A 25,603-nucleotide genomic window follows, 5' to 3' on the forward strand; every position below is an offset into this window, starting at 1 on the left:
TTCGTCTCTTAGATGCGCGGCCCGTCGCCGTATTGCGCATCATCTTCTACTTTGAAGGCCTGCAGGGCGGTCATGACAGAGTTGCGAAACGCCTCCGGCACCGGTTCACGACCAATGATCCAGCCATAGATGTCCTGATCCTCCTGCTCGAGCAATTGCTCAAACAGGACAACCTCATCATCGCTCATCGTGTCCAGATTGGCGTCAGCGTATCGTCCCAGGATCAAGTCGGCTTCCTTGAAGCCACGTCGCCAGGCGCGGATACGCAGTTTCTTGCGCTTGATGTCAGTGCTTTCGGTCATGGCGTGCATATAGTGCGGCTCGAGCCTCTCGTCGACCACTGGTCTGTGTGAAATCAAGCGCTACACTCGCGATCAATGCGCCCAGAGATTCTCTTTCCGCTCTTCCAGGACCTAACCGCCCTGCCCGGCATCGGCCCGCGGCTGGCGGCACTGCTTGGCAAGGTCTCGGGCCCGCGTGTCAAGGACGTGCTGTTTCTCAAACCATCCAGCTTGATTGACCGACGTTACAAGACCAGCGTTGCAGACGCGCCGGAAGACCAGATCATCACGCTCCAGGCCACCGTCGAAACGCATATTCCCGGGCGTCGCAAGGGCCAGCCCTACAAGGTTCGCATGTACGACCAGACCGGTTTCCTGCACCTGGTCTTCTTCCATGCGCGCGGCGACTACCTCAAGAAACTGCTGCCCGAGGGGGAAACTCGGATCGTATCGGGCAAGATCGAGCGTTTTGGATCAGAGATCCAGATGGTTCACCCCGACCTGGTGATCACAGAGGAAGAGGCGGAAACCACGCCACTACTGGAAACTGTCTATCCACTGACAGCTGGCCTTACGGCCAAAACGGTTCGCAAGGCCGTGGACGGGGCACTGACGCTCCTGCCGGGCTTTCCGGAATGGTGCGATACCGGTCTGAAACAGAAATATAACTGGCCGGACTTCACGGACGCCTTGCGCGGCCTGCATCGGCCGGAAGACGCGGAAGGCCTCTCGCCGGACACGCCGGAGCGCTCGCGCCTGGCTTTTGACGAACTCACGGCGCGACAACTGGCCTTGCAGCTGGTCAGGGCCCAGCGCAAACGTGTTGCCGGACGGGAAATGAAGGTGGACGGCCGTTACGTAGCGACCATGCTTGAGCACGCGCCCTTCAAGCCCACCGGGGCCCAGGAACGCGCCCATTGCGATATCCGCGGCGATCTGGAACAGCCCGAGCGCATGACACGCCTACTGCACGGCGATGTTGGAGCGGGCAAGACGTTCGTGGCCGCCATGGCGGCCGCACATGTCGCTGAAGCCGGCGCCCAGTCCGCCATCATGGCACCTACCGAAATTCTCGCGCGCCAGCACCACAAGACCATCGCCGCATTGCTGGAACCGGTCGGCATCGAGGTCATCACCCTGACGGGACGGGACAAGGGCAAGTCTCGAAAGGCCCTGCTGGAGAAGATCGCATCGGGAGACGCCATGGTCGTGTGCGGAACACATGCCCTCTTCCAGGATGATGTCTCGTTCAGCGACCTGGGCCTCGTGGTTATAGACGAGCAGCACAGGTTTGGTGTGTCAGATCGTATGCGCCTGGCGTCCAAGGGATATCGCCCCGAAACGCTGGCCATGACGGCCACCCCCATACCCCGCACGCTGGCCCTGGCGGTCTATGGTGACATGGATGTGTCCAAGCTCGATGAAAAACCCGCCGGCCGGAAACCGCCAACAACCCGCCTAGTATCGATGGACCGTCTTGGCGAGATGGTTGAAGGCGTGCGCCGTGCTGTGGCGAAGGGCGAGCGGGTCTACTGGGTCTGCCCGCTGGTTGAGGAAAGCGAGGTGTCGGAACTATCAGCAGCAGAGGATCGCTGGCGACATCTGCGCGCGGCACTCGGCGATGACCGGATCGGGCTTTTGCACGGGCGTATGAAAGCGGAAGAGAAGGAGCGCATCGCTGCCAGCTTCCGGGCCGGCGAAATCGATATCCTTGTGGCTACAACGGTCATTGAGGTTGGTGTTGATGCACCGGACGCGACCATCATGATCATCGAACATGCCGAACGCTTCGGGCTGGCCCAGTTGCACCAGCTGCGCGGGCGTGTCGGCCGGGGTGACCGGGAATCATCCTGCATGCTGCTCTACAAGGGGCCGCTGGGCGAAACGGCGCGCGCCCGGCTGGAGATGATGCGCGAGACGGATGATGGCTTTGCCATTGCCGAGGAGGACTGGCGACTTCGTGGTGCCGGCGATCCGCTAGGCCTGCGCCAGAGCGGCCTGCCCGATTATCGCCTGGCCGATATCGAGGCGCATGCGGACCTGATCCCGGTGGCCAATGACTATGCGCGGCTCATCGTGGAGAGCAATCCACAGCTGGAGGGTGAAAAAGGCGAAGCCCTGCGGACGCTGCTCTACCTCTTCGAACAGGATACCGGTATCCGCCTTCTCAAGTCTGGCTAGGCTTGACCGCGTCCGGCAGGCTCTCTTGAACGTCGCTGGGCAATTTGTCCGGCGTGACCATGCCAAAAGAGATTATCAGCTTCGCCGCCTCCTCAACCGACATGTCAACCGGGATGGTGTTGGCCCGTGAGGTGTAGAGCAGAAAACCAGAAGTCGGATTGGGTGTCGTGGGTACAAAGAGGCCGATCACGTCATCGGCGATCTTTTCCTTCAGGGTGGAGTTACCCTCCGCGGAAACAAATGCGACAACATAGAGCCCCTTCATCGGGTATTCGGTCAACACGACTTCCTTGAAGGAATTCTGCTTACCGGAAAACACGGTCTCAACGATCTGTTTCAGAGCACCATAGACATTGCGGACAAGGGGCACGCTTTCAAGCAGGCGTTCGCCGACCTGGATGATGGAACGACCGAAGATATTTGCTGCCAATGCACCCAGTGCTGTCAGCAGGACCACTGCAATAGCAACACCCAGTCCCGGAATGGTAAAATCACCGGGCAGATAGGTTTCCGGATTATAGCGGGCCGGAATCATGGGTTTCACAACCCGATCCACATAACCGACAAAGGAAATGATCAGCAGTGCCGTCACACCCAGCGGCGTGGCGATGACGATTCCCGTCAGAAAGCTGTTGCGTAACCAGCGTAACATTCATTGAAATCCCGAGACACGCGATAACCGGGGGGTATTATCGAACTTTGCGAGCATAGGACATGTCGTCTCGCTCGCCAATCGGTTGCACATGCCGCGCGAGACCGCGATCATGGAGCGACTCGTTTCGGAGTGAGAGGTCGTGAGTTCATTTCGCATCGCCCGCTGGATTGTCGTGACAATCATCACCGCCACCGTACTCCTGACCGGAGCGGCGGCGTGGTTGCTGCGCGAACAAGTCTTCCAGACATTTCAAGACCCGGGTGAACCCTACCAGACCTATACACCTCCGCCAGCGCCGGTGTACGCCAGCGCGGAGGCCTGGTTCATCCGTGGAAGCTTCGAAGACAACTCGACGCCAGCGGTATTCTTCGTCCACCCCACCACTTATTCCGGCGGGGCCGATTGGAATGCCAAGCTGGACAAATATAGTGCCAATGCGGAAGTCGAACATGTCGTCATTCCCAACTATGCGGCTCCATTTGCCGATTCCGGCGAGCTATTTGTTCCGCGCTATCGGCAGGCCTCACTCTACACTTTCATGAACAATCGTGAGGACAGCGTTCTTGCCCGTGAATTTGCCTATCATGATGTTGAAGCCGCGTTCCGGCAATTCTTGCTCGACGTCGGTGAAGAGCGCCCGATCATCATTGCCGGTGTCGGCCAGGGTGGATTACATGCGCTGCGCGTCACGATGGACGTCATCGCTCAGGATGAGGCTCTGACGGCGAGACTTTCCGCGGCCTATGTCCTGGACGCGCCTGTCCCGCTGGATCTGTTCGAGGGCCCGCTTGCAAACATCCCCGCCTGCGATACGCCTGAGGATGTGCGGTGTATCTATTCCTTTTCCTATGCCGAGGAAGACGAGATACGCCGCTTACGTATACTCACTGAACGATCCATGAGCTGGACGCACCGCGGGGAGCTGGATTTCGTCGAGGAACGGCGACTTTTGTGCACGAATCCTCTGCTGGCGGCGCCCTCCAACCAGTATGCGTCGGCACGGATGCATCGCGGCGGTGCCTCGGCGACAGGGTTTTCGGCCGATGCCAATCCTGCGCCGCTACCCATGCAGACCGGAGCGCAATGTGCGGATGGCGTGTTGCTGATCGAACGTCCGGAATCGCGCCTGTTACGCAGACCCTCCCGCATCGCGGAGGATTTCCTCTACGCGCCGTTCAATCTATTCTACGAGGATCTGCGCCTGGATGCGGCGCGTCGCAGCATGATCGTGACAACGATTCTGGAAGAGGAGCGGCGCTGGGCACCGCCCCTTGAAGATCCGGAAGCTGTCGAGGAAGCTCCGGTTATCCCGATCCCCGACCGCCGCCGTTTCTAAGCCCGGCTCAATAGCCCTTGGTCAACTGATCATATTCAAGCAGTCGCGCGACCAGACCTTCAAACTCATTCAGCGGAACCATGTTCGGACCGTCTGACGGCGCATTGTCCGGATCAGGATGGGTTTCCATGAACACGGCGGCAACGCCGATCGAGACTGCGCCTCGCGCCAGATGCGGAACAAACTCGCGCTGGCCGCCAGACGACGTGCCCTGACCTCCCGGCTGCTGTACCGAGTGGGTCGCGTCGAACACGACCGGAGCACCGAACCCGGCCATGATCGGCAGGGACCGCATATCCGTCACCAGCGTATTGTAGCCGAAACTGGCACCACGCTCACAGGACATCACATTCGGATTGCCCGCGCTGGTAACCTTGGCGAGGACGTTTTTCATATCCCAAGGCGCCAGGAACTGGCCCTTCTTGATATTGATCGGCTTGCCCGTCTTGGCTGCTGCAAGCAGCAGATCCGTCTGGCGGCAAAGGAAGGCCGGGATTTGCAATACATCGACCGCCTCGGCGGCAATCTTACACTGCTCGGCGGTGTGAACGTCTGTCAGCACCGGCAAACCGCTTGTCTCGCGAATTTCCTGAAAAATCGGCAGAGCCGCTTCCAGGCCAACACCGCGCTGCGCGGAGGCGCTGGTCCGATTGGCCTTGTCAAAAGAGGTTTTGTAGATGATGCCAACATCCAGACGGTCGGCGATCTCGCGCAGCTGTGCGGACACCTCAAGGCCATGCTCACGGCTTTCCAGCTGGCACGGTCCTGCAATCATGACCAGGCGTTTGTCATTTGCGATCTCGATCGCATCCTGACCCGGACGCGGAACGCGAATCGTGGAATTCTGCTCGCTCATGGTGTTCTCCAGTCAACGTATAACGCCTTTGATACGCTCATGATCCAAGCCGGAAACATGAACGTACAAGCTAGTGTTCTTATCAACATTGGCGACAAACATGGCAACAGCTGAAGCCACACAACCGGCAATCGTCTGGTTCGGACGAGATCTGCGTCTCACCGATCACCCGGCACTGCATGCCGCCGTGCGTTCCGGTCGGCCACTGATCTGCATCTACATCAAGGAAGCCTTTCAGAGCGTAAGCCTGTCGCCCGGGGCAGCCAGCAATTGGTGGCTGCATCACTCACTGAAGGCCCACTCCAGGGAACTCGCCCGGCTCGGCGCGACACTGCACCTGTTGAGCGGCGAAGCCTCTGTCCTGCTCCCTCACCTCGTCCGGAAGTTCAATGTCGCGGAGCTGTTCTGGAACCAGACGGAAATTCCCTGGATTGATGAGCGTGACCGGCACCTGGCCCACCGATTGATCGAAATGGGCTGTCAGCCGAGGGTCTTCCGCTCGACGACACTGACCCAGCTGGACACCATCCGCAACAAGCAAGGAGATCCGTTCAGGGTCTTTTCGGCCTTTTGGCGGGCAGCGCAGCCGACACTCGGCCATGAACGTGCCCTGCCCGCTCCGGAGACACTGCGCGTCCATGACGAACAGCCTGAAGGCGAGGATTTGGACAGCTGGAATCTGTGCCCGGCCGAACCGAACTGGGCGGCCGGGTTCGGCGCTGCCTGGAAGCCCGGTGAGCGAAATGCCCTGGCACGCCTGGCTGAGTTTACGTCCGAGGACCTTGGCAGATATCCCGAAGAGCGCGATCGGCCTGATCTGGATACCACCTCTCGGCTTTCGCCTTGCCTGGCCCATGGCGAACTGTCAGCGCGCACAGTCTGGCAGGCCTGCCTCGAAGCCGAGGTGAACGGCGTATCCGCAAGAGCAATCGAAAAGTTCCAGGCGGAGCTCGGCTGGCGTGACTTCGCCTACTATCTCTTCCGGCATTTTGGGGATCTGCGTAACGAGAACTTCAACGCCAAATTCGACAATTTCCCCTGGCGGGAGGATTCGGCAGCATTCCGGTCCTGGACTCGAGGTGAAACGGGTTTCCCCATTGTCGATGCCGGCATGCGTCAACTCTGGCAAACCGGCTGGATGCATAATCGTGTCCGGATGATCACGGCATCCTTTCTCGTCAAGCACCTGGGCATCCACTGGCAGCAGGGCATGCGCTGGTTTGAGGACACGCTCGTCGATGCGGACACACTGGTGAACGCGGCATCATGGCAATGGGTTGCCGGATCAGGCGCCGATGCAGCTCCCTACTTCCGGATATTCAATCCTCTCGCCCAGGCAGAAAAATTCGACCCCAGGGGGACATATGTCCGACGTTATGTTCCGGAGCACGCGCAAGGCTTTGGTGCCTACCCGGATGAGATTATTGATCTGAAGGAACGCCGCAACTGGGCGCTTGAGGCGTTTAAATCACTGCCGTCCTAGCCGACCCGGACATAGCGAATTCGCTGGCCACGAGCCTCAAATTCACATCCCACCCAGTTGCCGTCAGCATCGTACCAGAGATCAACTGTCAGCGTGCCTGTCATGCGAATGCGCTCTGCCTGAACACTTCCGGCTGAAGTGGGAAACGCTTCCAGACCCAGCGACACGATTTCAACCGGCATGGCCTCACCGGTTTCAGTATTCAGGATGGCCACTGTCGCAGGATCATAGCGTGTCCAATGGCTGGACGGCGGCAACTCGGCTAGCGGCACACCATCTGTGTCATTCAGAGCGGCTTGCCAGCGGCTCCATTCTCCATCGCTGAATGTGGCGGCCTGGATGGCGATGAGCTGACCGTCTCGCCAATACTCCGTCGCGTCGTGCTGGTAACGAAACACCGGGATGGGTCCGAGGCGAACCGCCAGATCGATATCAACATCGACTCGCAAATCACCGGCCTCTGTCCTTGAAAACGCAACCGCGTGTTCACCCATGCGTGAGTTGTTGCGGTAGACCTCGAAACGAATATCTGCAGGTGTTTCAGCCTCCGCGGACGACAGGCCGACGGCAGCAGCTATGACGGGTATCTGGCTAAGAATGCTCATACCTAGATTACGCAGTTCCTGCCTATTTGGATCACGTTGAGAACACCTATATGCAGACTTCATCCAGGGAGATTTTGATGACCGCGACCTCCGTTATTGACCTGATCGGCAACACGCCGCTTTTGCGCCTGAACAAGGCGTCCGAAGCGACCGGCTGTACCATTCTCGGCAAGGCCGAATTCCTAAATCCGGGCGGTTCGATCAAGGATCGCGCAGCGCTGGGGATTATACGCGCCGCCGAAAAGTCCGGAGCCCTCAAACCCGGCGGGACAATTGTGGAAGGCACCGCCGGTAATACCGGCATCGGCCTTGCCATGGTGGGCGCCGCGCTGGGTTACAGGGTCGTGATCGTCTTCCCGCGCACCCAGTCCAAGGAAAAGAAGGACGCGATCCGCCTGCTCGGGGCCGAGCTGATCGAAGTCGATGCGGTGCCCTATTCCAATCCTGCTCACTATGCGCGTTATTCCGGTCAGCTGGCGCAAGAGCTCAATGAAAGCGAACCCAATGGCGCCATCTGGGCCAATCAGTTCGACAATCAGGCCAATCGTGATTTTCATGCAGAAACGACGGCACAGGAAATCTGGGATCAGACCGACGGCGAGCTGGACGGCTTTATCTGCGCGGTCGGGTCGGGCGGCACGCTGGGCGGTGTTTCGCGCGGACTGAAAGCGCTGAACAAGAACATCCAGATCGGTATCGCTGACCCGGGCGGGGCCGCACTCTACGGCTATTACGCCAACGGCGAACTTGCTGCGGATGGAACATCGATTACCGAAGGCATCGGCCAGAGTCGTATTACCGCCAATCTGGAAGATGTGGTCGTCGATCATGCCTACCGGATTTCCGACCATGAGGCGCTGCCCATCCTTTTTGACCTGGTGCAGGAAGAAGGTCTGTGCCTTGGAGGTTCTGCTGGCGTGAATATCGCCGGAGCGATGCGACTGGCCCGCGATCTTGGGCCGGGCCACACCATCGTGACCATCCTGTGCGATCATGGATCGCGGTATCAGTCGAAGCTGTTCAATCCCGATTTCCTGCGTGAAAAAGAGCTACCGGTACCGTCATGGCTGAGCTGACGCTTCCCAACCTCGTCTCCGCTGAGGCCGCGCTCGCTTTTTACGGCGAGGACAACACGCTGTTCCTGGACGCAACCTGGACCTATCCCGGTGGCCCGCAGCCACTTACGGACCAGGTCGTCGAAGGCGCGATCGGCTTCGATATCGACAAGATCGCAGACGCTCATTCCAGCCTCCCTCACACCCTGCCGACAGCCGGAGATTTCGGACATCTGGTTGGCGCCCTTGGAATCTCCACCAACACCCGCCTCGTGGTTTATGACAGGATGGGCGTTTTCACGGCTCCGCGTGTGTGGTGGATGTTCAAGACTATGGGGCACGCGAATATTACAGTCCTCAATGGCGGTATGCCGGCCTGGATGACCGCGGGTGGACCGAGCGCTGACACGCTGGCACGGCCTGCGGGGCCCGCCAATTACCAGGCGCAGCTGGACGATAGGCGGATCGCTTCCATTAAAGCCATGAAATCGGCCGTCGACGCGCGTGATCACAGAATACTCGATGCCCGCAGCCCGCAACGCTTCTCCGGGTCCGGTGCGGAGCCCCGCCCCGGCATGCGTCCCGGCCATATGCCCGGCGCCACCAACTTTTTTTTCGGCGAACTGATGGATGAAACCGGCGCCCTTGATGTGAACAAGCTCCCGCCCAGTTTCCTTGCCGGCGACAGCAAGCCGGTCATTACCACATGTGGTTCCGGTGTCACGGCGTGTATCCTGACGCTTGCTCTTGAGGAAAAGGGCGTGCATTCACGGGTTTATGACGGGTCGTGGTCGCAATGGGGCAGCCGCGATGACCTTCCTGTCGAAACCGGCACCGGAGCTTGACCATGAAAGACGCCACGCGCCTGACCCGCATCGGTCGGCCTGCCCATGAAACAGGTCTGGTCAATCCGGCCATCGAACGCGGCTCCACCGTTCTTGCGCCAAGCGCTGGCGAACTCTATGACGCCCCGCCCGGACGGCCGCATTATGGCCGGGTCGGTCTGGCCGCGCAGCAGGCTTTGCGTGAAGCGATTCAGGATCTGCAGGGTGGCAGCTTCTGTGCCCTGACCAGCTCAGGCCTCCAGGCCAACATCCTCTCCATCCTGACCGTGGTCGAGGCCGGCGGAACCGTGCTGGCAGCAGACAATATCTACGGCCCCGTGCGCAGCTTCCTTCGGAATATCGCGCCGAGATATGGAATTCAGACCCGCTTCGTAGCACCTGATATCACTGACGAAATAGGCGATCACTTGGATGGTGACGTCCAGGCGATTTTGTTGGAAAGCCCGGGTTCGCTGACCATGGAATTGCAAGACCTGGAAGCGATTGCCCGTATCGCCCAGGACAAGGGCGTCACCACGATCATCGACGACACCTGGAGCGCCGGCCTCACGCTCAAGCCGCTTGAAATCGGTATCGATCTGGCTGCGCAGGCCCTCACAAAATACGTCGCCGGGCATTCCGACGTAATGCTGGGGGCTGTCGTGGCCCGCACCGAGGCACTTGGCCAACGACTGCAAACCACTGAACGGGGCATGGGTTTTTACGCTGCGCCGGATGACGCCTACCTGGCGGTTCGAGGGCTGCGCACGCTCGAACTTCGCATGCAGCGCAGCGCGACCAGCTCGCTTGACATAGCAGACTGGTTATCCGCGCGCGCCGAAGTCGGTGCCATCCGTCATCCCGCCCGCAGCGATCATCCCCAACACCAACTCTTCAAGCGGGACTTCACCGGAAGCGCTGGGCTGTTTTCTTTCGAGCTTCCAGGCTGGAGCGTGGCTGACAGTGAGATATTCCTCGATGCGATGGAAATTTTCGGGATCGGATATTCCTGGGGCGGTTTTGAGAGTCTCGCCATCCATTGCGATCCGCAGATCCGTCGCTCAGCCACCGAGGCCAGACATGACGGCGCATTGATCCGCCTGGCCATTGGTATGGAGGCCCCGGAGGATCTGATCATGGATCTTGAAAAGGGATTTGCCGCGGTTGCAGCGCACAGCTGAGTGGCGCCCCCGGCAGGACTCGAACCTGCAACCATCCGCTTAGAAGGCGGGCGCTCTATCCGGTTGAGCTACGGAGGCACATTCAGGGACTAGTGAGACCAAGGCTGTTTGCGGTCCGCGGAGAAATTCTCCGCATAGGACTTCACATAGCGCTTGGCCTGCTGTGGCTCGCTGACCTGGAAGGGAATGCCCTGGCGCTTGGCATAGGCAATCGCGTCATCCTTGTTGTCGAACTTGAGACGGACCTGGGTCTTGGTGTCTTTCGTCGAGGTCCACCCCATCAGCGGATCGGGTCTGCGCGCCATGGACGGCGTGAATTCGAGAAGCCATGTATTGAGTTTGCCGCGACCGGATTGCATTGCATTCTTGGTCGGACGGTAGATCTTCGCAAACATTCAGCTCTCCCCTCGGACGGGTTCCGACAATGGTCGGGGCGGCAAGATTCGAACTTGCGACCCCCTGGTCCCAAACCAGGTGCGCTACCAGACTGCGCTACGCCCCGTTATTGCCCTTATGTAAGCGGTCGGCTCTTAAGGCAAGCCTACTGAGTGTCAGAAACCGTTTCCTCTGCAGTCTCGGTTTCGGCAGCCTCGTCAACAGCTTCTTCAGCGATCGTTTCAGTGTTGTCGAAGAAGCGGTGTCGAACGATGTCGCCCGGACGGATTTCCAGATCAACCGCGCGACCGGCTGCCAGTTCGAGCACGCCTGCGACATCCGTGTCAGCACTCAGACTGCGGCGCGATTGCGGCTGGGCATAGGCGATGATCTTCTCGATCACGCCATCTTCGTCAACGTAGACGATATCCAGGGCAATGAGTGTGTTTTCCATCCACATGGACGCCGGACGAACCGGATCATAGCGGAACAGCATGCCTGCGCCCGGATCCAGCGTCTCTCGCCACATCAGGCCACGCTGCATCTGTTCCGGCGTTTCGGCCAGTTCGACCACAAATTCGTGCTCGTTTTCAGCAGTGGCGATGATGACGCTCTCAGGGCCGCCAAATTCTATGACGGTGTCCTGGGCGGACGGATCAACCTGTGCGGCAGCAGCGCCAGCAAAGGCCGAGACAAGAAGGGATGATATCAGAATGCGCATGGTCGGCACGCTATCCGGGCTTACCGGCCAACGCAATCATTCGATGCGCGCAATTCACCGCGCATTGCAGCAAAAGATCAGGCGTGTGCCACGTTTTTGATTTCCGCCGCCAAAGCGCCCTTCGGCCCTTCTACGCAACGGACCTGCAGACTCTCACCCGGCTGGACCTCGTCTAGACCTGCCCGTCGCAGCGTCGCCGCGTGCAGGAAGACATCCCCCTCAACCTCGTCACAGGTGACGAAGCCATATCCACGCAGCGCATCAAACCATTTGACTACAGCATTGCAGAAAGGAGCTGAGGACGCGGTGCCGGGATGAAAACGTCGTGGACGAACCGGAGCTTCGGCGTCGCCTCCCGTCATTTCGACAATCTCGATCGCCTGGCGCCCTTTGGCACCCTTGACCGCTTTGCAAACAATTGTCGCATTGGGAAGAGCCGGACCTTGTCCGTATCGTCGGAGACAACTCGCATGGAGCAGGATATCGCCCTGCCCGTCTACCGCATCAATGAAACCATAACCGCGCGCCGGATCATACCATTTCACGCGACCCTCGAGACGAAGCACTTCCGCGTCGTCGAAAACTTCATGAGCTAGAACCATAACTTTTTGCTCGCTTAGACAACCCTCGAGCGAATAGTTCTACACAATTTCAAATGTTAAGAGAAGGTGAATCACCCATTCTGTTGCATTTTGCATCCGCTACATCTAGCGACTGAGAGCCATTCTCAGCATCATTAACACAATATGTGGTGAGTGAGCACTGTTCACCCCCCTATAAGGTGCGAGTTGCATGAACTTTCGGTCATCTGCTTTTTTCTCCTCTCAGGCGAGTGATTTCTGTGGAAAAGTCACACCGTGGGGAGGCGCGTTCGTTAATTTTCACCTTTTCGGCGAGTGTAGAACGCAAATTTCGCACCTGCGAGGGTATGTAATCCAGGCGATTGTATCGCTAACGCGAATCGAAGCTTGCAGAAGAATCGCTCTCTATTCGCTTCAGAGGTTATTTCTCAGCCTGTCTGCTTCAATCAGTCGAACCTGTGCTTCGGTGGATCGGTAAATTCCACTATTGGAGCCGTGTTCTGAACACTCCACCGACTCAACCCAGCATCGACCTTTGGTCAAGGTCTGCACGATCTCATTGGCCTTGTGGAAGGTCATTTCTGCGACGCGCTCACAACTCGTGCCCTCAACCACCCGAACTCTCGCAATGCCGCGTTCGCCCAGCGCGACCAGCGCTTCGCGTTCCGGATCATCCTTTGCGACAAGAAGCGTGTGATCGAACATTTCATGCAGCCAGTCGCGGATCTGCCCGAAACCACCCTTCCCGAAATCCAGCACCCAGCCCCGCTTGTCCAGCTGCTCTGCAGCGAACACGAAATGGAAGCCGAAGGAATAGCCGTGCAGCAAGTGACAATCGCTCTCCGCAGCCCACTGCCGGGACGTGCAGGACAGCCCGCGTTCATTGCCGTAGGTCTTGGTCGAAAGATGCGCCATGGTCGTGATCCGATTGCAAAGCCCTCACCCTGTGGGTTCAACACAGGGGCAGGTCTGAATATCAGGCATGGAGGGGTAAAATCCACATCGTTGGCACTCCCTAGGGGAATCGAACCCCTCTTTCCAGGTTGAAAACCTGGCGTCCTAACCGATAGACGAAGGGAGCGCAGCGATGTGAGAGCGGTCGTATAAAAAAGCTTGGACCGGGTTGCAAGCACCTTCTGCTGAAAAACCTCAGCTTAATGCAGCAGCCATGTCCTCGACCTGCAGCTGGACCGTTTTGCGGCCCTGCCATTCATTGATCTTAACACGGCCCAGCACGTGCCAAAACCCATCTCCTGCCGCCAGAAGTGTCTCTCCCAGGGGATTGTCTGCGCAACGAAAGCATATGGCCTGCACCTGGGTACCGTCCGCCGCCGTGAAGCTGGCGCGCACATGATCCGTGCCCACACGCTTGGCGAAGGAGACACGCAGCTCCGGAACGACAACCCGCGGCTCCGGATTGCCCTGCCCGAAGGGAGCCAGGCTGGCAATGTGTTCGACAAGGTCCAGCGAGACGCCACTGGCAGAGACCAGTGTGTCCACCCTCAGCCTGCGTGCCTCGTGCGCCTGCGCCAGCTCGGGGGCAAGGCGGTCGTCGAGGAAACTCACCAGCGCGTTGATCGCATCAGCCTCCACACTCAAACCACCGGCCATGGCGTGCCCACCGCCTGCCAGCAACAGGCCGGCCTCGCGCGCTGCTGCAATGGCACCGCCCAGATTGACCCCCTCTACAGATCGCCCAGACCCCTTGCCAAGGGCTGGCGAGCTGGAGCGATCAATGCCTATAACGATCGCAGGCTTGTCGAAACGCTCCTTGATGCGCCCCGCAACCACCCCAATCACGCCAGGGTGCCAGCCATCCCCGGCCGCAACTAGAATCGAGCGGGCAGCCGCCTGCCCCTGGACCTGGGCCATGGCTTCGTCGAGCACACGCGATTCGATTTCCCTGCGCTCTCGATTGAACCGGTCGAGTTCAGCGGCGATACCGGCGAGGTCATCTTCATCTGTGCCGGAAAGCAGCCGAGTGCCCAGCTGTGACTGTCCGACCCGACCACCGGCATTGATCCGCGGCCCGAGAACAAAACCCGCATGATAGGTACTGGCCTCGCCTTCGACGGAGGCGATATCCGCAAGCGCTTTCAGGCCCGGGCGCTTCCATCCACTCATCACCTTGAGCCCCTGCGCGACCAGGGCACGATTGATGCCATGCAAGGGCACCACATCACATATCGTGCCCAGTGCCGCCAGATCCAGGAAGGAGAGAACATCGGGCTCGTCCCGCCCCTCGAATGCCCCGCGTCGACGTCCCTCGCGGTTCAGGGCGGCGAGCAGGACAAAACACACACCTGCTGCAGCCAGGTGGCCACAGCCAGACGTGTCATCGGGCCGGTTCGGGTTGATGAGTGCATCGGCGGGCGGGAAACGCTCATCCATCAAATGGTGATCCACCACGATCACCGACAGGCCCATGGCGGCAGCCGCTTCGAGCGGCGCATGTGCAGCGGCACCACAGTCGACCGTGATAACAAGCTCTACGCCCTGATCCTGCAAGCGCTGGAAGGCCTCGGTGTTGGGGCCATATCCCTCGTCGACACGGTCTGGAACGTAAAAGCTCCACGCCTGGTCCACGGCGCGAGCCCAGCCAAGTAATTGCGAGGCAGAAGTCGCCCCGTCCACATCATAGTCAGCGAACACCGCAACCCGGGTCCCGCTCTCAATAGCGTCCCAAATCAGCGCCGCGGCCTCATCCATGTCCCTGAAGGAGCTTGGGTCGGGAAAACTGTCTTTCAGTCGGGGATTGAGATAGCCGGCAACATCGCTCGCCTCATGCCCCCTGCCCGCCAGGATGCGCGCCAGCAACTCCGGTAGGCGGTGCTGGCGCACGATCGTGCTGACTGTCTCGTCACTGGCATTGTACCCATACCAAGACTTGCCGAGCACGGACCGCTCGACACCCAGGACGGCACCGCCAGAATGAGAGGTTTCGTCCCGGTGCGTCTTTTCCATGCCTAAAGCGGCAGGTCGGTGCGGATACGGCGGACGGAATGGTCGGCAGAATCAAGGACGAGTGTCTCGGAAGAAACAATACCGCCGGACTTGCTGACACCTTTCACGAGGTCGCCGTCCGTCACACCGGTTGCCACGAACAGGCAATGGCTCGCAGCCAGTTCGGACAGATCGTACTTGCGATCAAAATCGGTGACACCGACACGCTCGGCTCGCGCGCGCTCCTCATCATTGCGGAAGACCAGGCGCGCCTGCATTTGACCGCCGATGGAGCGAAGCGCCGACGCCGCGAGCACCCCTTCAGGAGCGCCGCCCTGGCCGATATACATATCGACATTGGTACCCAGCCCGGCCGCTCCCATGGCGCCGGCGACATCACCATCCGGGATCATGCGAACGCGACCACCGACGGATTTCACACCGTCAACAATATACTGGTGACGCGGACGCTCGAGAATACAGACCGTGATTTCGCTGGGATCAACACCCTTGGCCTTGGCCAGAGCGAGAACATTGTCTTCGGGCTTCGCATCCAGATCGACAACTCCGGCCGGTAGACCCGGACCAACAGCGATCTTGTCCATATAGGTATCCGGCGCATGCAACAGCCCCCCGCGAAGGCTTAGTGACAGCACAGCCAGCGCGTTCGGCATGTTCTTAGCCGTCAGCGAAGTTCCCTCCAACGGGTCGAGCGCGATATCGATCTCCGGGCCTTCACCTGTGCCGACTTCCTCACCGATAAAGAGCATGGGCGCCTCGTCACGCTCGCCCTCGCCGATCACGATGCGGCCTTTCATGGCCATCGCATTAAGACCCGTACGGAGCGCGTCTACGGCAGCCTGATCAGCACTTTCCTTTTCGCCACGACCAATCCAGTCGTACGCGGCCCGGGCTGCGGCTTCTGCGGCCTTGACCGCATCCATTGCAAGATTGCTCAGCGCCTTGGTGTCGCTCATTCTCTAAGTCTCCTGCCCCGGGTCGCGCCGGGATGTCCGAGTGTTATTGCGGCGGAGAGGTCCGTTCCCGGCCCGCCTCGATGAAGTCTTCCGTGCTCAGCCTGTCATCCCCGTCCAACGCCCGGGCCTGCTCCAGCAGTTCCTCGCGCTTTTCGAGCACGTCATTCATCTGAGCTTCGTTCTCCTGCCGAATGCTGGCATCAGACCGAGTTGCGTTAACGCTAACAGGCGTTTCGGAGGATGCAAGATGTTCCGCACGTCTTTCTGTAATCCAGTCAGGTTCTTCCACACTTGCCTGCGGCATTTGAACAGACGCACACGCAGAGCAGGTAAGGCAAAAAAACAGAATACCTATAAAGCGGTTCATGATATCTCCTCGCGCAGGACGCGCTTGTGATCTTCTATACCGTCTCTCGCCCATGTTCCAATCCCCGATCCAAAGGATTTCCCATGTCGAGTAAGGACAACCAGGACAACTCAGCCTTTCCCGGCGGCAATTGGACCGAATGGACCGAGAAAGATCTCGAAACGCTCGACCAGGTCTCGCGAAATCTGATGCAGGCATCGCTGAAGTCGCAGAAGCTGATGTCCGATGTCGTGGCCAAGGCCCTGGAGGGCGATCCAGTTCTGCCACAGGCTGACCCTTTTCATTCCGCGTCGGAATTCGGTGAGGTTTGGAGCCAGATCATCTCCCAACCGGAACTGGTTATGCAGGCCCAGGCCGATTTGATGAAGGGCTATCTGGATCTGTGGTCGAATACGACGAAGCGTGTCGTGACAGGGGATGAACAGGCAGCCATCAAGCCGGAAGCCGGAGACAAGCGCTGGCGATCGAAAGACTGGAATGAAAACCCGGTCTTTGATGCGATCAAACAATCCTATCTGCTCAACCAGCATTTCCTGATGGGACTGGTTCATGGCGTTGACGGGGTTGATGACAAGACCAAGCGCAAGGTCGAGTTCCTGACCAAACAGATGACAGACGCACTGGCACCCACGAATTTCGCGCTCACCAATCCCGATGTCATCCGCGAGACCATGCAATCACGCGGCGAGAACCTGACTCGCGGCTTGAAGAACCTGATGGCGGACCTGGAAAAAGGCCATGGCCGCCTGGCTCTGACGCAGACGGATATGGAAGGTTTCAAGGTGGGCCAGGACCTGGCTACCACTGCTGGTGAGGTCGTGTTCGAAAACGATATCATCGAGCTGATCCAGTACGCACCGACAACCGAGACCGTAAAGAAGCGTCCGCTTCTGATCTCTCCACCCTGGATCAATAAATTCTACATTCTCGACCTGCGCGAGAAGAACTCCATGATCCGCTGGCTGACCAAACAGGGTTTCACGGTCTTCCTGATTTCCTGGGTCAATCCAGGCCCCGAACTCAAGGACAAGACTTTCGAGGATTATATGCATCAGGGCCTGCTGGCCGCGATTGATGCAGTCGAGGAAGCCACCGGCGAAACATCCGTAAATACGGTGGGATATTGCGTCGGCGGAACGCTGCTTGCCAGCACGCTGGCCTATCTTGAGGCCACCGGCCAGCCTGACCGCATCGCCTCGGCGACCTTCTTTGCCGCGCAGACCGACTTTGAACTCGCGGGTGACCTGCTCATTTTTATCGATGATGAGTGGATGAAGGAAATCGGGCGCCTGATGGACGCCCAGGGCGGGGTGTTGGACGGACGCACCATGGCGGACACATTCAACCTGTTGCGCTCGAACGACCTCGTCTGGTCCTTCACCATCAACAACTACCTGTTGGGTCGCCAGCCGCAGGCCTTTGACCTGCTATACTGGAATGCTGACCAGACGCGCATGCCGAAAGCGCTGCACCTTTGGTATCTGGACAATATGTATCGCAATAATCGCCTCTCGAAGGGTGAGCTGAGTTTTGGGGATGTGCCGCTCGAGCTCAGCGCCGTTAAAACCCCGATCTATATGCAGGCCTCCCGCGATGATCACATCGCGCCATACCCCTCTGTCTACAAGGGCGCCAAGCGTTTTGGCGGGCCAGTTCGTTATATGATGGCCGGCTCGGGGCATATTGCCGGCGTCATCAATCATCCGGACGCCAACAAGTACCAGCACTGGACCAATGATGATTTGCCGGAAACCGTGGATGACTGGATCGCAGGCGCTGTCGAACACCCGGGCTCTTGGTGGCTGGACTGGCGCGAGTGGCTCAATGAACGGTCCGGTGAAGACGTTCCTGCGCGGACGCCCGGTGACGGCAATCTCGCCGCCATCCGCCCGGCACCCGGTCGCAATGTGCTTGTCCGCTCCGATGAGGAAACGGCCAGCCCGAAACCGCAAACCGTCGACTAGTTCCCAACCAGATACCGAGTTGTTCCGATGAAAAACCGCCTCTTCACGATCGCGTCCGCGACCAGTCTTCTGGCCCTTGCATCTGCGTGCACCCCGGAAGCTCCAACCATGTCCTATCAGGCCCGCGTCCTGGAATGTGTGCGAGAGAACGGGTTCACCATGCTGGCCGCGCACCGGGCAGGTTTTGGTCCGGGTTATGCAGAAAACGCCATTTCATCCATCCAGCGCAATGCGGATCTGGGTGTGCTCTATGCCGAGGTCGATGTTGCCGAGAGCGCGGATGGCCAGCTCTATCTGATGCACGACTGGACACTGGACCGCACCACGACCGGCACGGGCGAGATCCGGGAAATGGCGTGGAGCTATATCTCCACACTCAACCTGGTTGATCCGGACGGGCAAGAACTGGATGAAACCGTCCCGACATTCGAGGATACGATCCTCGCCGCCCGTGAGTCCGGGGTATATCTCAATCTCGATCTTAAAAACGTCTCCGAACAGACACTTGTCGAGGCGATTGCGGCCAATAATGCCGAGAATGAAGTGATCGTCATCGCCTACACCGTTGAGGATGCAGCGCTTTTACACGCGCTTAATCCCGACCTCGTGCTCTCGGCACCAAACCGCCCGGAGGAACTCGCAGCGGCCGGTGTCAATCTGGACAATGTCTATCTCTGGCTGGGTGTCGGCGAGCCGGATGCCGAACAGGATGCCGCCCTGGCCACACGGGGCCTGGAAGCGGCAGCAGGCCTCTTCCCGCTCGAAAATGGTGAGACGGCGCTCTACACCAACGCTGCCGCGACAGGCGTGGAAGTCCTCTCGATCGATGATGTTCTGACCGGATCCCGCGCGCTGGGCGGCCGGTCTGCGCTCGACCCACAGATCGAAACCTGCCGCACGGCTGCAAGGTAGCGGAGCGTCATTGACGCTCGCCGAACTGCAGCTCGATATAACGCGCGTAAAGACCGCCACGCTTCAGCAATTCCTCGTGCGTACCCAGGTCGACGACCCGACCGTTTTCCATCACGACAATGCGGTCAGCTTCGCGCACCGTTGCCAGGCGGTGCGCGATCACCAGCGTGGTGCGATCCCGCGATACGCGTTCAAACGCCTGCTGGATGACCTGTTCACTTTCGCTGTCCAGTGCGCTGGTCGCCTCGTCCAGCAGCAATACCGGCGCATCCCGCAGGATCGCGCGCGCAATCGCCAGCCGCTGCCGCTGACCACCCGAAAGCGTTCCGGCATTCTCGCCAAGCTGGGTGTCAAAACCCGCCGGAAGCGCGGAGATGAAGTCGTGTGCGTTGGCCGCCTTTGCAGCGGCAATCACCTCATCATGGGTGGCGTCCGGACGCCCGAACAGGATGTTGTCCGCCACACTGCCAGAGAAGAGCGGTGCATTTTGCTGCACGATGGCCAGCGCACCGCGCAGTTCGACCGGATCGAGATCGCGGATATCCACCCCGTCCAGGCTCACACCGCCGGTGGCCGGATCGTAAAGACGAAGCAGAAGCTGGAAAATTGTACTCTTGCCGGCGCCCGATGGCCCGACCAGGGCTATGGTTTCCCCCGGTGATACGTTCAGTGAAACATCGTGCAGAACGTCATCTTCCGGTCTCGCCGGATAGGCGAAGGTAACGCCATCGAATCTGATCGCGCCGCTCACGTCTTCAGGCAGGGCCTTCGGTTTTTCCGGTGCCTCGATATCGGTGTCGGCGGACAGCAATTCCATCAGCCTTTCAGTGGCGCCTGCGGCTCGCATGACCTCGGCATAGGTCTCCGTCAGCATGCCGACACCCGAAACGGCGACAAAGGCATACATGACAAACTGCGTCATCGCGCCAGGCGTGATAGCGCCCGATTGAACCTGGGTCGCACCGAACCACAACACCGCCATCAATCCCGCCAGAACCACCGAAAAGATAATCGCCGTCATATAGGACCGTGTGCGGATCCGGCGCAGCGAGGCCTGGAAATTGGTTTCCACCGAAGCCCCGAAACGCGCCCGCTCCTGGGATTCACGGGTAAAAGCCTGGACAGTTTCAATGGCCGAAAGGCTTTCGCTGGCTCTCGCAGACGCCTCAGCCAGCGTGTCCTGGCTGTCACGGGAGAAACGTTGCACCCGGCGACCAAACATCATGATCGGGCCCAGTATTACTGGCCCAAGAGCCAGCACCATCAGGGAGAGTTGCCAGTTCACAACCACCATCAAGGCCAGTGCCCCGCCGGTCGTCACCACCGTTCGAATCGCCACGGAAACAGACGAACCGACAACGGTCTGGATCAGCGTGGTGTCCGTCGTCAGACGCGACAGCACTTCACCGGTTCGTGTGCTGACATAGAAACCCGGGCTGAGGCTCAGCAGGTGGTTGAAGACGTTTTTTCGCAAGTCAGCGACGACACGCTCGCCCAGCCGACTGATAAAATAGAAGCGCAGCGCACTGACCATGCCGAGCACCACAGCCAGCCCCATGCCAACCAGGAAGAAGGTCGACAGTTCGGCATTGGGCAGGAGTTCGGTACAAACATCCGACGTCGCCGCACCGCCAAATCCACAATCCACCACCAGGCGGAAAGCACCGGGCAAGGCCAGTGTCAAAGCTGCGGCTAGCCCGAGGAAGATGACAAAGAGCAAAAGCGTCAGTGGATATCGAAGGATATAGGGCATGAGGCGGCTGAGCGGTTTGAGCTCACGACCCTTCTCGCGATTGGCCTGTTCGTTTTCCAGCTGGGTTGCAAAGCTCGATCCGCGATCCTGGTCGACACGGGCACGTTGATTTGGGGTGTCAGTCACTTGGGCCTCAAGACAAAGGGGGCTGCGTCCCTCATATAGGTGGCGCAGCCCCGACCTCCTAGGGGGAAGGATGGTTAGGGTTTGCGCGCGATCACGAAGACAGAATTACCGCTGCCCGGCACCCATTCATGTTCAATCTCAAAACCGCCATCACGCAGGCTGTCGACCAGCTGGCCATAGGTGAAGATGCGCACCAGCGGCAATCTACCAATCAGGCGCCCGCCCCACAGGAGAGGCGCCATGAACCAGAGTTTGTTGCCCAGGCAGGCCGTGCTGGTGATGAAATACCCGCCCGGTTTGAGCATCTCGCGCACTTTGGCAATCGCCGGACGCCGGTCTGACAAAAGGTGTAGGATAGACATCCCCAGCACGACATCGAAACTGACCTGAGGTGCCGTAAGCGTATCGAAATCGGCTTGCTGGAAAGTGACGTTCTCGACGCCGTTTTCCGCCTTCTGCCGATCGGCGATCTCGAGCATGTTTTCGGAAATATCCGTGGCGAGGATATGCTTTACAAATCGTGCGTGTTTCAGCGCCGTACCGCCGGTCCCGCAACCGAATTCCAGCACGTTACTGTCCTTGCTCAGCTTCTCGCGGGTCAGCTCGAGCTTGCGCTCATAGGCTGCCTCATCATTGATGGGCTGCTGAAAATACTTGGTCGCGATGCGATCCCAAAACCGGGCCTTGTTACTCATTATCTCTCTCTGATCGCTTGTGTTGCCCCTCTCAATACATATACAAGTATCGAATATACACCGATCATATTCGGACATCTGATATACATAGAACAATGAACTGGCAGGCTATCTCCTTTGACTGGAACCAGGTTCGGGCTTTTCTGGCCACGGCCGAGGAAGGCTCGTTGTCCGCTGCTGCGCGGGCCTTGGGACAAACCCAACCCACACTCAGCAGGCAAATCACCGCGCTTGAAGAAACCCTGGGAGTGATACTGTTCCAGCGCGGCCATCGCTCGACCGACCTCACCCAGTCCGGCATTGAATTACTGGAACATGTCCGGGCGATGGGAGAAGCCGCCAACCGCATCTCGCTTACCGCATCCGGCCAGGCCTCTACCGTGGACGGCCAGGTCACGATCACCTCGACGGATACGATGGCAGCGGTATTCCTGCCCAAGATCCTGCGCAAGCTGCGTGAGCAGGCTCCCAAAATCTCGATCGAGATCATTGGCGCATCGGAGATCCGGGACCTGCGTAAACGTGAGGCGGACATCGCCATCCGCCATGCTCGTCCAGACCAGTCCGACCTTTATTGCAAGCTCATCGGGGAGACGAAGGGCGCGCTGTATGCAACACGGGATTTTCTCGATGAGTGGGGACGACCGGAAACGCCAGAAGATCTGAAGAATTATCCCTTCATCGGCTTCGACCGGAATGAGGAAGCCCTGCCCTATTTCCGTGAAATGGGATTTGAGATCAGCCTGGACAATTTCCGTATCAGTGCCAATCGTGGCCCGGCCATCATGGCTTATGTGCGCGAAGGCCTTGGCATCACACCACTCACCCATGATTTCGCTGGCCTGTACCCGGAACTGGAAATGGTCCTGCCCGACAAGCTCAAGCAGCTCGATGTCCCGGTTTGGCTGGTCACGCACCAGGAACTCAAGACCAGTCGGCGGATCCGGCTGGTGTTTGACCTGCTGGCAGAGGAGCTGTCAGCAATCCTTCACGCCAGCCCGCCCCCTCAAAATATCAGTCAATAAAAAACGGGCGGCTCCATTTGGCACCGCCCGTCTCGTAACCTGTAAAGGTCGCAGCGATTAACGCTTGGAGAACTGGAAGGAACGACGGGCTTTCGCCTTGCCGTACTTCTTACGTTCAACAACGCGGCTGTCGCGCGTGATAAAGCCGTTGGCTTTCAGCACCGGACGCAGGCCCGGCTCGAAATAGGTCAGCGCCTTGGAGATGCCGTGGCGAACCGCACCGGCCTGGCCAGACAGGCCACCGCCCTTGACGGTTGCGACGATGTCAAACTCGTTGACACGCTCAGCGGTTTCCAGCGGCTGCTGGAGCAGCATGCGCAGTACCGGACGCGCAAAATACTGTTCCTGATCGCGTCCATTGATCGTGATCTTGCCATTGCCACGCTTGATCCAGACACGAGCGACGGCGTTCTTACGCTTGCCAGTGGCATAGGCGCGGCCGTGTTCGTCGATCTGCGGCTCGGTCGGAGTTGCGCTGGTTTCGACAGCGTCATTGCCGGCGTCAGTGATGACGTCTTTCAGGTCCTCGAGGGAACGTGCTTCATCAGCCATGATCAGCCTCGTGCGTTCTTGGAGTTCATGGATTTGAAATCGATCACTTCAGGCTGCTGAGCCTCGTGCTTGTGATCGGTACCGGCGTAGACGCGCAGTTTGGAGAACTGCTTGCGAGCCAGCGGGCTTTCTTTCGGCAGCATGCGCTTGACCGCAGCTTCCAGGACGCGTTCCGGGAAACGACCGTCCAGCAGTTTCGCCGGGCTGGTTTCCTTGATGCCGCCCGGGTGGCCGGTGTGACGGTAGTAACGCTTGTCGTCACGCTTGTTGCCGGTGAAGACAACTTTTTCAGCGTTGATGACAACAACGTGGTCGCCAGTGTCGACATGCGGGGTAAAGTCCGGACGGTGCTTGCCGCGAAGACGCATGGCGATGAACGACGCCAGGCGGCCAACAACAGCGCCTTCTGCGTCGATCACAATCCACTTGTTCTCGACTTCCGCCGGTTTTGCGGAGTAAGTTTTCATTTCAATCCTGCCTCAGATTTAGAGCCATGGTGCGAATTCGAGCGCGCGATGTACGTTCGAATGACTCAAGCGTCAAGCACCCATCGCAAAAAGCGTTGTTTTAATTACACCTAGCCATGCGGTTATATAATACCGCAAAACAGAAACCGGTCATACGAGCGTCGCAAACTCATTGTATTCGCTACGTGATTTCAAGCCTTATGGAGAGCGTCATGTCCCTGTCCCGCCGTCACTTTTTGCAGCAAGCTGCAGCAACCTCGATTGCCTTCACCGGACTGTCGGCCTGTCAGACAATGCGTGGCACGGCTCACGCCCCGCTGGACAATCTCGAACAGGCCTACACGAACATGATCAATCCGCATGGGCCTCTACGACGAGACCCAGCCGGATTGTTCGACCTGCCTGACGGTTTTTCCTACCGGGTCCTGTCGACCATGGGTGAAGAAATGTCCGACGGGCTGTTGGCCGCGGGAGATTTTGACGGCATGGGCTGTTTTGCGCGCCCTGACGGCTTGCTCACTCTCGTTCGAAATCACGAGCTTCGACAGGACCAATATACCAAGTCCGCCTTTGCATCGGATGCATCCCGGCTGGATCGTATTGATCGCTCGCGGGTCTGGGACTGGACCGAGGATGGTCGTCCCCACCTAGGTGGCACCACCCATCTGATCGTCAACCCGGACACGCTTCGGGTCGAACGCAGTTTCATGTCGCTGGCAGGAACCAATAACAACTGCGCTGGCGGTGTGACGCCCTGGGGCAGCTGGATCACCTGTGAAGAAACCGAGATGAATGCGGGCCCGGATGCCCGGGTCGAGCATGGTTATAATTTCGAGGTCCCCTCCTCGGCCACAGGCCTCATCCAGCCTGTGCCGCTCAAGGCCATGGGCCGTTTTCGCCATGAAGCAGTGGCGGTTGATCCGGCTAGCGGTGTCGTGTTCCAGACCGAGGACCAGCGCGGCACCTCCCTCTTCTATCGCTTCCTACCCGATGTGCCCGGCGAACTGGCCCGCGGTGGACGTCTGCAGGCACTCGCGGTACGCGGTCAGCCCGGCGCCGACCTCCGCAATTGGGACATGCAGTCACTCGCCCAGGGCGCTTCAGTTCAGGTGTATTGGATCGATCTGGACGATGTCGAGGCGCCGGACGCGGATCTTGCCGAACGTGGCCATGCAGCCGGCGCGGCGCGCTTCACACGCGGCGAAGGGCTCTGGTGGGGCAATGGGGAATGTTATTTCACCTGCACGGATGGCGGTCCGGCACGCATCGGCCAGATCTGGCGATACCGCCCGAGCCGTTTTGAAGGCCGTCCCGGAGAAGCCGGTGAGCCAGGTGAGCTCACGCTTTTCCTCGAGAGCACGGATGATCGCATCATGGAATATTGCGACAATATCTGCGTCGCGCCTTGGGGTGACCTCATTGTCGTGGAAGACGGAGATGCCGATCAATACATCCGCGGCGTGACGCCGTCCGGTGAGGTGTATACGATTGGCAGAAATGCCGATATCGGCCCTGATGGCGAAAAAAGTGAGATTACCGGACCATGTTTCAGTCCCGATGGTTTGACCCTGTTCTTCAACGTTCAACGAAATCCCGGGCGGACCTTCGCCGTCCGCGGTCCCTGGCGCGTGCGAGCCTGATAGGCTGCTCGCTGCTGGCTCTGGCAGCCTGCGGTGAAATTGAGGAAC

Annotated in this window: 25 protein-coding genes and 3 tRNA genes; 10 read left to right on the top strand and 18 right to left on the bottom strand. The window is 59.1% G+C overall.

Annotated elements, in window-relative coordinates:
• Positions 1-8 precede the first annotated feature (8 nt).
• A complete protein-coding gene (locus tag SIC17_RS00505) occupies positions 9-302 on the bottom strand; it encodes a succinate dehydrogenase assembly factor 2 (protein WP_412546064.1) in 294 nt (97 codons plus the stop codon).
• Positions 303-377: 75 nt separating this feature from the next.
• Here SIC17_RS00505 and recG point away from each other — a divergent pair, with 75 nt between their 5' ends.
• Positions 378-2,462: an ATP-dependent DNA helicase RecG gene (gene recG, locus SIC17_RS00510; protein WP_412546065.1), complete on the top strand. Its 2,085-nt coding sequence runs from the start codon at positions 378-380 to the stop codon at positions 2,460-2,462.
• Here recG and SIC17_RS00515 read toward each other — a convergent pair.
• On the bottom strand, positions 2,449-3,114 hold the full coding sequence (locus SIC17_RS00515) for a DUF502 domain-containing protein (protein WP_412546066.1): 666 nt from the start codon (positions 3,112-3,114) through the stop codon (positions 2,449-2,451). The two genes, recG and SIC17_RS00515, sit on opposite strands and share 14 nt — an antisense overlap.
• A 142-nt stretch (positions 3,115-3,256) precedes the next feature.
• On the opposite strand from SIC17_RS00515, the gene SIC17_RS00520 reads away from it, so the two are divergent.
• Positions 3,257-4,453, top strand: a complete 1,197-nt coding sequence (locus tag SIC17_RS00520; protein ID WP_291895451.1) for a DUF3089 domain-containing protein — start codon at positions 3,257-3,259, stop codon at positions 4,451-4,453.
• A gap of 7 nt (positions 4,454-4,460) precedes the next feature.
• On the opposite strand, the gene kdsA is transcribed toward SIC17_RS00520, so the two are convergent.
• The gene (kdsA, locus tag SIC17_RS00525; protein WP_291895453.1) at positions 4,461-5,309 is read right to left on the bottom strand and encodes a 3-deoxy-8-phosphooctulonate synthase; all 849 of its coding nucleotides are present in this window, start codon (positions 5,307-5,309) and stop codon (positions 4,461-4,463) included.
• A 100-nt stretch (positions 5,310-5,409) separates the two neighbouring features.
• Between kdsA and SIC17_RS00530 the strand changes: the two genes are divergently transcribed.
• A complete protein-coding gene (locus SIC17_RS00530; RefSeq protein WP_412546067.1) occupies positions 5,410-6,792 on the top strand; it encodes a cryptochrome/photolyase family protein in 1,383 nt (460 codons plus the stop codon).
• On the opposite strand, the gene SIC17_RS00535 is transcribed toward SIC17_RS00530, so the two are convergent.
• The gene (locus SIC17_RS00535) at positions 6,789-7,397 is read right to left on the bottom strand and encodes a DUF6134 family protein (RefSeq protein ID WP_291895458.1); all 609 of its coding nucleotides are present in this window, start codon (positions 7,395-7,397) and stop codon (positions 6,789-6,791) included. The genes SIC17_RS00530 and SIC17_RS00535 overlap by 4 nt on opposite strands.
• Before the next feature lie 77 nt (positions 7,398-7,474).
• Here SIC17_RS00535 and SIC17_RS00540 point away from each other — a divergent pair, with 77 nt between their 5' ends.
• From SIC17_RS00540 to metC, 3 genes are read left to right on the top strand one after another with little or no spacing between them, the layout of a single operon-like run.
• Positions 7,475-8,473, top strand: a complete 999-nt coding sequence (locus SIC17_RS00540) for a cysteine synthase A (RefSeq protein WP_412546068.1) — start codon at positions 7,475-7,477, stop codon at positions 8,471-8,473.
• Positions 8,461-9,297 carry a sulfurtransferase gene (locus SIC17_RS00545; protein WP_412546069.1) on the top strand — a complete coding sequence of 279 codons (837 nt, stop codon included), beginning with the start codon at positions 8,461-8,463 and terminating at the stop codon, positions 9,295-9,297. Before SIC17_RS00540 ends, SIC17_RS00545 begins: the two co-directional genes overlap by 13 nt.
• Before the next feature lie 2 nt (positions 9,298-9,299).
• On the top strand, positions 9,300-10,457 hold the full coding sequence (gene metC / locus SIC17_RS00550; protein WP_412546070.1) for a cystathionine beta-lyase: 1,158 nt from the start codon (positions 9,300-9,302) through the stop codon (positions 10,455-10,457).
• A 1-nt stretch (position 10,458) separates the two neighbouring features.
• On the opposite strand, the gene SIC17_RS00555 is transcribed toward metC, so the two are convergent.
• From SIC17_RS00555 to SIC17_RS00600, 10 genes are all read right to left on the bottom strand, one after another.
• A tRNA-Arg gene (locus SIC17_RS00555) sits at positions 10,459-10,535 on the bottom strand.
• A gap of 11 nt (positions 10,536-10,546) precedes the next feature.
• Positions 10,547-10,852: an ETC complex I subunit gene (locus SIC17_RS00560; RefSeq protein WP_291895467.1), complete on the bottom strand. Its 306-nt coding sequence runs from the start codon at positions 10,850-10,852 to the stop codon at positions 10,547-10,549.
• A 30-nt stretch (positions 10,853-10,882) separates the two neighbouring features.
• Positions 10,883-10,959 (bottom strand) — tRNA-Pro (locus SIC17_RS00565).
• A 39-nt stretch (positions 10,960-10,998) separates the two neighbouring features.
• Positions 10,999-11,553: a DUF192 domain-containing protein gene (locus SIC17_RS00570; RefSeq protein WP_412546071.1), complete on the bottom strand. Its 555-nt coding sequence runs from the start codon at positions 11,551-11,553 to the stop codon at positions 10,999-11,001.
• Positions 11,554-11,630: 77 nt separating this feature from the next.
• Positions 11,631-12,155, bottom strand: coding sequence for a cold-shock protein (locus SIC17_RS00575; protein WP_291895471.1), 525 nt, complete (start codon positions 12,153-12,155; stop codon positions 11,631-11,633).
• Positions 12,156-12,548: 393 nt separating this feature from the next.
• Positions 12,549-13,049, bottom strand: coding sequence for a 6-pyruvoyl trahydropterin synthase family protein (locus tag SIC17_RS00580; protein ID WP_291895472.1), 501 nt, complete (start codon positions 13,047-13,049; stop codon positions 12,549-12,551).
• Positions 13,050-13,140: 91 nt separating this feature from the next.
• Positions 13,141-13,215, bottom strand: a tRNA-Glu gene (locus SIC17_RS00585).
• Between the two features lie 68 nt (positions 13,216-13,283).
• Entirely contained in the window at positions 13,284-15,098 is a 1,815-nt protein-coding gene (gene recJ / locus SIC17_RS00590) for a single-stranded-DNA-specific exonuclease RecJ (protein WP_291895473.1), read from the bottom strand.
• Between the two features lie 2 nt (positions 15,099-15,100).
• Complete coding sequence (gene glpX, locus SIC17_RS00595) at positions 15,101-16,054, bottom strand: class II fructose-bisphosphatase (RefSeq protein ID WP_291895475.1); 954 nt, start codon at positions 16,052-16,054, stop codon at positions 15,101-15,103.
• A 43-nt stretch (positions 16,055-16,097) separates the two neighbouring features.
• Positions 16,098-16,223 carry a hypothetical protein gene (locus SIC17_RS00600; RefSeq protein ID WP_412546072.1) on the bottom strand — a complete coding sequence of 42 codons (126 nt, stop codon included), beginning with the start codon at positions 16,221-16,223 and terminating at the stop codon, positions 16,098-16,100.
• A gap of 281 nt (positions 16,224-16,504) precedes the next feature.
• Between SIC17_RS00600 and phaC the strand changes: the two genes are divergently transcribed.
• Both phaC and SIC17_RS00610 read left to right on the top strand, forming a co-directional pair.
• The gene (gene phaC / locus SIC17_RS00605) at positions 16,505-18,385 is read left to right on the top strand and encodes a class I poly(R)-hydroxyalkanoic acid synthase (RefSeq protein ID WP_412546073.1); all 1,881 of its coding nucleotides are present in this window, start codon (positions 16,505-16,507) and stop codon (positions 18,383-18,385) included.
• A 27-nt stretch (positions 18,386-18,412) separates the two neighbouring features.
• On the top strand, positions 18,413-19,297 hold the full coding sequence (locus SIC17_RS00610) for a glycerophosphodiester phosphodiesterase family protein (RefSeq protein WP_412546074.1): 885 nt from the start codon (positions 18,413-18,415) through the stop codon (positions 19,295-19,297).
• Positions 19,298-19,304: 7 nt separating this feature from the next.
• Here SIC17_RS00610 and SIC17_RS00615 read toward each other — a convergent pair whose 3' ends face one another.
• Positions 19,305-21,176, bottom strand: coding sequence for an ABC transporter transmembrane domain-containing protein (locus SIC17_RS00615; protein ID WP_412546075.1), 1,872 nt, complete (start codon positions 21,174-21,176; stop codon positions 19,305-19,307).
• Positions 21,177-21,250: 74 nt separating this feature from the next.
• On the bottom strand, positions 21,251-21,871 hold the full coding sequence (locus SIC17_RS00620) for a class I SAM-dependent methyltransferase (RefSeq protein WP_412546076.1): 621 nt from the start codon (positions 21,869-21,871) through the stop codon (positions 21,251-21,253).
• Between the two features lie 95 nt (positions 21,872-21,966).
• Here SIC17_RS00620 and SIC17_RS00625 point away from each other — a divergent pair, with 95 nt between their 5' ends.
• A complete protein-coding gene (locus SIC17_RS00625; RefSeq protein WP_412546077.1) occupies positions 21,967-22,896 on the top strand; it encodes a LysR family transcriptional regulator in 930 nt (309 codons plus the stop codon).
• A gap of 57 nt (positions 22,897-22,953) precedes the next feature.
• On the opposite strand, the gene rpsI is transcribed toward SIC17_RS00625, so the two are convergent.
• Positions 22,954-23,406 carry a 30S ribosomal protein S9 gene (rpsI, locus tag SIC17_RS00630; protein ID WP_366524271.1) on the bottom strand — a complete coding sequence of 151 codons (453 nt, stop codon included), beginning with the start codon at positions 23,404-23,406 and terminating at the stop codon, positions 22,954-22,956.
• A gap of 44 nt (positions 23,407-23,450) precedes the next feature.
• Positions 23,451-23,915: a 50S ribosomal protein L13 gene (rplM, locus tag SIC17_RS00635; RefSeq protein ID WP_291895487.1), complete on the bottom strand. Its 465-nt coding sequence runs from the start codon at positions 23,913-23,915 to the stop codon at positions 23,451-23,453.
• A 212-nt stretch (positions 23,916-24,127) separates the two neighbouring features.
• Between rplM and SIC17_RS00640 the strand changes: the two genes are divergently transcribed.
• Entirely contained in the window at positions 24,128-25,555 is a 1,428-nt protein-coding gene (locus SIC17_RS00640) for an alkaline phosphatase PhoX (protein WP_291895489.1), read from the top strand.
• The last annotated feature ends 48 nt before the right edge of the window (positions 25,556-25,603 follow it).

Source organism: Maricaulis sp. MIT060901 (assembly GCF_047123815.1).
Classification (GTDB): domain Bacteria; phylum Pseudomonadota; class Alphaproteobacteria; order Caulobacterales; family Maricaulaceae; genus Maricaulis.

Bases quoted from the DNA above. Each gene is read 5' to 3' on its own strand.
- SIC17_RS00505 (WP_412546064.1), bottom strand. From the start codon at position 302: ATGACCGAAAGCACTGACATCAAGCGCAAGAAACTGCGTATCCGCGCC.
- recG (WP_412546065.1), top strand. From the start codon at position 378: ATGCGCCCAGAGATTCTCTTTCCGCTCTTCCAGGACCTAACCGCCCTG.
- SIC17_RS00515 (WP_412546066.1), bottom strand. From the start codon at position 3,114: ATGTTACGCTGGTTACGCAACAGCTTTCTGACGGGAATCGTCATCGCC.
- kdsA (WP_291895453.1), bottom strand. From the start codon at position 5,309: ATGAGCGAGCAGAATTCCACGATTCGCGTTCCGCGTCCGGGTCAGGAT.
- SIC17_RS00530 (WP_412546067.1), top strand. From the start codon at position 5,410: ATGGCAACAGCTGAAGCCACACAACCGGCAATCGTCTGGTTCGGACGA.
- SIC17_RS00535 (WP_291895458.1), bottom strand. From the start codon at position 7,397: ATGAGCATTCTTAGCCAGATACCCGTCATAGCTGCTGCCGTCGGCCTG.
- SIC17_RS00540 (WP_412546068.1), top strand. From the start codon at position 7,475: ATGACCGCGACCTCCGTTATTGACCTGATCGGCAACACGCCGCTTTTG.
- SIC17_RS00545 (WP_412546069.1), top strand. From the start codon at position 8,461: ATGGCTGAGCTGACGCTTCCCAACCTCGTCTCCGCTGAGGCCGCGCTC.
- metC (WP_412546070.1), top strand. From the start codon at position 9,300: ATGAAAGACGCCACGCGCCTGACCCGCATCGGTCGGCCTGCCCATGAA.
- SIC17_RS00560 (WP_291895467.1), bottom strand. From the start codon at position 10,852: ATGTTTGCGAAGATCTACCGTCCGACCAAGAATGCAATGCAATCCGGT.
- SIC17_RS00570 (WP_412546071.1), bottom strand. From the start codon at position 11,553: ATGCGCATTCTGATATCATCCCTTCTTGTCTCGGCCTTTGCTGGCGCT.
- SIC17_RS00575 (WP_291895471.1), bottom strand. From the start codon at position 12,155: ATGGTTCTAGCTCATGAAGTTTTCGACGACGCGGAAGTGCTTCGTCTC.
- SIC17_RS00580 (WP_291895472.1), bottom strand. From the start codon at position 13,049: ATGGCGCATCTTTCGACCAAGACCTACGGCAATGAACGCGGGCTGTCC.
- recJ (WP_291895473.1), bottom strand. From the start codon at position 15,098: ATGGAAAAGACGCACCGGGACGAAACCTCTCATTCTGGCGGTGCCGTC.
- glpX (WP_291895475.1), bottom strand. From the start codon at position 16,054: ATGAGCGACACCAAGGCGCTGAGCAATCTTGCAATGGATGCGGTCAAG.
- SIC17_RS00600 (WP_412546072.1), bottom strand. From the start codon at position 16,223: ATGAATGACGTGCTCGAAAAGCGCGAGGAACTGCTGGAGCAGGCCCGG.
- phaC (WP_412546073.1), top strand. From the start codon at position 16,505: ATGTCGAGTAAGGACAACCAGGACAACTCAGCCTTTCCCGGCGGCAAT.
- SIC17_RS00610 (WP_412546074.1), top strand. From the start codon at position 18,413: ATGAAAAACCGCCTCTTCACGATCGCGTCCGCGACCAGTCTTCTGGCC.
- SIC17_RS00620 (WP_412546076.1), bottom strand. From the start codon at position 21,871: ATGAGTAACAAGGCCCGGTTTTGGGATCGCATCGCGACCAAGTATTTT.
- SIC17_RS00625 (WP_412546077.1), top strand. From the start codon at position 21,967: ATGAACTGGCAGGCTATCTCCTTTGACTGGAACCAGGTTCGGGCTTTT.
- rplM (WP_291895487.1), bottom strand. From the start codon at position 23,915: ATGAAAACTTACTCCGCAAAACCGGCGGAAGTCGAGAACAAGTGGATT.
- SIC17_RS00640 (WP_291895489.1), top strand. From the start codon at position 24,128: ATGTCCCTGTCCCGCCGTCACTTTTTGCAGCAAGCTGCAGCAACCTCG.